Below are 5,451 nucleotides of genomic sequence, written 5' to 3'. Positions count from 1 at the left end.
GTAACGTCCCTATTGGTTGGCGCTGTAACGTCAGCTGACAACGTTGCTTCAGCCGGAGGCGTCTTGTCGATGTTGCTAACTGTCACTTTTTGCAATACATCCCCAGCATACTGATCAACTTTTGCAACCGCAATGAATGTGCCTGGGTTTGCATACAGCGCAGGGTCGAGATTTGCGAAATTTAACGCTAATTCTCTCGCTCCGTTTGAGAATTGGGCGCTAATTGTCTCTGCTAGCACCGGCGCTGTACCGGCGAGAGTGGTCACATCTTCAAGGGTACCAATAGACTTGAGTCCCTCAACAGATACTGTTGCACTAACTTGAGCATTAAATCCAACAAGTTGTCCATTTACCGTAAACATCCCCGTCTTTTTATAATCCGACGGTTTTACAGTATCCCACACAATGTTAGCGGTTTGGCTGGTACCGTCGCCAAATGTAATCTGGGTTGCTGCCGGCACAACAGGAGCCGTTCCAAGTTCGGTTGTTATTGGCGCAATTGGATCAATGGATGAGATCGTATAGACTTTCTCAATGTAAATCGTATAGTTTTTGGTTCCTGCCGTCGTGGTTTCCGATAGAACCAACGTATTTCTTCCTTTCATTAGATTCAGCGCAGTCTGAGTTGTATAGTCAGGGAAGCTTGCTGTAATATCGACACCGTTAAGCGAAACAGCGGTACTCGCACCAGCGATCAGTGGTACAGGTCTTTTCAAAGTGACAGGCTGTGAATTATCGATAACAGTGGCTCCATACGTTAAATAACCTGGATTGAAAGTACCGTTCAAGTTAACGTTGCCCAGGTTGAAGTTTGATCCATAACTTACGAACGTCGGATTGGAGGTAATCTTAATATCGTCCAGCAAGACAGTGGAGTTAATTCCACCAAAAGCTACACCCCCAGAGGTGTAAGTCCCGTCATTAGCCGATAAAATTTTGGTTCCGTCAACAACAAACCCGACTTTGCCACCGTATGTTTGGATTTCAAGGTTATGCCAGTCTGTTGCAACGAACCCGCTTGGCACTGCAGCCTTTCCTAGTGATATATCACTTGTAGGAGTATGCTTCGAAATTTCAAAGTAAGGTGTGCCCGATGGAAAACCAGTGATTCCTAATTTGTTCCTTCTATAGACGACTTGATAGGCTGGAGGATTCGGTTCACTTCCATTCGTCATCACATAGATTGTAAAATTATCATATTGCTGATTCAGGACATTATTAGTTCCCCAACCAACAAATTTCCACTTCATATTGACTATATAGTTGTTCCATGGGGCTCCCGTTTGATAATAACCTTGCCCATCCCCGATCACATCTTGCAGTACTTTATTACTCGAATTATTCGGATCGGTTATAACGCTCAATACAGGAGGATTTGCACCCTTGAGACTAAAGGTTGGTACCACGCCGTCTTCAAAGTTTTTATCTAGCCGAACGACATTATCATTGGAAGAATCATAAGCAGGTACAACGGGCATCGGTATTGAACCCGCCTCTGGCGCAACATTGCCTCCATAGATGTACAATTGGTCGTAATAGCTTACGCCTTTGCCATCATCAGAACCTAGATCAACATGATTGAAATTAGTCACGTTGTTTATGGTCCCAACGAATACGCCGTCGATGTATAGTTTTACATCAGTACCGCTTGTGTAATCCCATTTCAACTCATGCCAGCCGTAGATCCGACGAACAGGAGTTGCACTTTCAGTCGTTCCATTCAACATGACATAAAAGCTTCCATTTACAGTTGTGTCCAGACCTAACCCAACAGCATTGCTGCCATTGTCTACTCGCGCCAAGGATTTTACCGTTGACGAGATCGAGGTACCTGAATCGTAAGGAGCCTGATTACCACTCTGTCTATCGAACAATTTTACAGTCACAATTTTATTAAGATTCGTTGAAAAATTGCGATATAACACAGGTTTAGAACCAGTTGCTGCGCTATCACTATTGATCTTCAAAGCCTGCTTCCCACTCAATGCACCCTCAGACATCCATTCCGTAGTTACAACAGGCGCATTTCCTTTAAAAGACCATTTTGATAAATCGATACCGCTTTCAAACGCATCTTTGAAATAAATGTTGCTTGGTTCCTGAAATGAGTTTCTGACGGGCAAATAAACACTTGGAAAGTCAGTCCCCACACCTATGTTTGCATAATCCATTAAGGAATCATTAAACGTGTTTAGTTGATTCGTATGCGAACCAAAATCAATATTGGTGTTCGTAAGCGTTATCTTATCGCCATACTGAGTAATCGTGTTTACCTCTGCATTAAAATGCTGAGGATTTACAGTTTTAAGATTGCTGATTTGAAATCCAGAAGCCCCCACATCCAGATTTATACCATTGGGTGCGATGTCTGTCATGCTTGGGTTTGCTGCAGTGCTGTCTATAAGCATCTGATTAATATAATTCGGTTTGTAATTCGTTGAACCCTTGTATAAAGAGTAGGAGAAGAATGCGCCGTCATCCCCACCGTCCTGTTGCATGTCATGTAAGTAAATATAGGAGAAAGAATTATCATGCGTATACATATCCGTCATAATATTAAAATTTTTATCGCCGTTTGGATAGGCTACGTTTGGATTTCTGCTATATCCTGCCGTTACGAATATTCCTCTTCTTGGAGAGTTGTATATCTCAAGATGTGAAATCGTGTTATATCCGGAATTATTGATTGTAACACCGGAGGTTTGACCCACCAACTGACCAATATCATGGATCATGCTATTGGTAACGGTGTTATTGTTGCTGTAGCCGTTTCCGTTTGTATCTCCGCCTACTCCGGGATAACCGCCTTCGATATTGACGCCGCCATGTCCGGTAAATTCGATAAGGCTATTGCTAATTAAGGTATGATCATTGGCAAGGTAGAGTTCAATACCGAACATACCCGCATTTTTGATATGCGAATTAGTAATCGTAATGTTGTTGGTATTGGTCAGTGTAATGACACCCACCTGAAACTCAACTCTTTCGGATTGTTCGGCATATGACGGCTGTGTGCTTCCTGCAGCTGCAGGCGGATAATAGCCCACTCCATCACCGGCATCTCCCCAGTTCCAACCATAGGCGTAGTAATCTGGGAAATTCGTGTCTTTAAATTCCAGGCCGCTGAAGGTGATATGCGTTACCATGCTTGTACGGGACGTTCCCATGATATCAATGATTTTCTCAACGGCAGGGATCACAATGTCCTGGCTATCCAAGCTTTCGGATCCGGCTAACGGATAGTAGTAAAGATATCCGGTATTTTTGTTAAAGTAATATTCACCAGGCTGATCCAAGAATCCTAAATTGCCCTGTAAAAAGTATCGCGCGTTATTACGTGTCGCATATTTGGGACGATAAGCCGCAGGATTTCCCGGTACGGTTTTATAGGTTATATTGCGAGTTGAAGTATTAATACTCGCTAATGGGATGGTATCCGTCATCCAGTCCCAATATCCTCCGTCCCACATATACACCTGGGCGTCTAGTTCGCCGCGTGCCTGCGCGTTGACTAGTCCGTTTAATGAGGCCGCATCAATATCACCGGCATTATAGATCAAATTACTGACTCCGCCGCCTGCTGATCTCATATAATCCGTTTGAGAAGCAGGAAATCTCGGATCAATATTTAAATTTTTGGTTCTTGCCATTACTGCCCTTGTATCGTTCACATATAAAGTATTGAAATTAATCCCTGTGCCGACAAAGGTTTTGTATACGTTTCCATTAGCGCTAGCAGGCAGGTCTGTATCCGCACCTGTACGCTCTACCACATTCCACTCTGAAGTTACTTTATTGCCGCCAATGAACTTCGCGGTTCCTAAGCTATCCAAATTTCGATAAATGACATTAAATCCATTGGTTCCCGAGTCACTTTCATTAAAAGATATCGTATTATTGACGTAATAATCCCCAGCAGCAACAAATACGTATATATCACCCGTCATATTGCTGTTGATCAAGCGAACGGCATCCCGAGCCGCCTGCAGGGTGGCGAAAGGATGATCGTAAGAACCGTCATTGGTATCACTTCCTGAGGGTGATACAAAGAATTCTGACTGGATCTTGTTGGTGGAAGCGTTTGTGGCTGCCTGTACGCTGTTCCCTGGGATAAAGAATGGGCTTATTAGCATACACAGTACGACTAAAGCATTAAGTTGCCTTTTAAGCATTTAATCTTCCTCCTAAAATATTTATTTTTTTCTCGCTTGCGCATACGTTTTTGTCTACATTGTTATCACCCCCGAAAACAAATCGCCCGAGTGCCGTCAAGGATATCGTTAATCTCAATTATTTCATTCCGGATCCCATAATGAAGGAGTAAGCAGTTTCGGAGGGAAATAACATCGAACGATAAACGTAAGGGTTGAATTGTAGTAATAGTAGCAAATAATAATAAAAGGTTACATTGTAAAAAGAGTATTCTTCTGTAAAATGGTTAAATTGTGTACTCCAAATTGTGTGTTTTCTATAAAATGTGCACCTAGAATGAAAAGCGGACACCCTCAAAGCGCTTCGGAGCTGGAATTTCCACCGTGTTGCATAGCTGGAAACAACAAGTGCTTGATATCCATTGACAGGCGACAATCCAGCGGGAGGAAACTGGCGGTTATGATCCATGTCCTCTCAGTTGACCACATCTTACTTTAACCAGTTCACAAATCCTAGTGTAAAAAGAGCATTTCATTGCATTTTTCATTGGAAAATAGGCACTTTAGTGTACTTATCGTTCAAGTACACTAAAGTGCCTGTGTAAAATCTTATTTGCGGCTTGTCGCGCTCCTCTTCAGGGAGAGTAGCAATTTCATAAAGCGCAACAAACGATCCAGGTGCACCCTATTTGTCGGATTGATCATGAGGAACTATGACGGTAACAGATTCAACCGTTTTGTTGCCAGCTTTATCGGTAGCTGTATACGTGATGGTATAGATGCGCGACTTCTCTGCACGCAAGCTAAAGGAAGTGGCGGCTGTACCGAAATTGGCCTGAATGTCGCTTGGATCGCTATTCGGTTGATTGCTCGTGATGGACGTTAATACCACGGATTCAACGCCCGATGTAGCATCACTAGAATTCAGCGTGGCATTGATCGTCACCATTTTATGATTCGCTGGCCAAATCGACGTCTTATCCAACTGGACGGAAAGCACTGGTGCTGTCATGTCGACTTTAAATTCGACGGTTTTGAGTTGTTCTTCATTGCCTGCCTGATCCTTGCTGCGGTATCCGAGCTTATTAGTTCCGTAACCGAAAGCTGGAATGGAGCCGGTGTAAACGATCCATTCACCGTCATTCACTTGGTATTCCGTTGTTACGGAGCCTCCGTAAACACTGGCGCTTACAGATAGGCTTACGGTCACATCCGTCGTGTACCAGCTGTTCTTGCCGTTAGGCGCAGCCGGACTTAACGTTGCGATGGTTACAGGAGCTATCTTATGAATATTGCTTAC

The 5,451-nt window shown here is 43.5% G+C and carries 2 protein-coding genes; both read right to left on the bottom strand.

The genetic code is table 11. The features are described from left to right. Positions 1-4,172 (bottom strand): Ig-like domain-containing protein (locus GC098_RS27395; protein ID WP_171646373.1); only part of this gene is annotated, 4,172 nt, incomplete at its 3' end. Between the two features lie 664 nt (positions 4,173-4,836). Continuing rightward, positions 4,837-5,451 (bottom strand): OmpL47-type beta-barrel domain-containing protein (locus GC098_RS27390; RefSeq protein WP_216625444.1); only part of this gene is annotated, 615 nt, incomplete at its 5' end.

The organism is Paenibacillus phytorum (genome assembly GCF_013141715.1).
GTDB classification, from domain to species: domain Bacteria; phylum Bacillota; class Bacilli; order Paenibacillales; family NBRC-103111; genus Paenibacillus_E; species Paenibacillus_E phytorum.
Note: the sequence above shows the minus strand (reverse complement) of the source record. Positions and strands in the feature narration are given on the sequence as shown.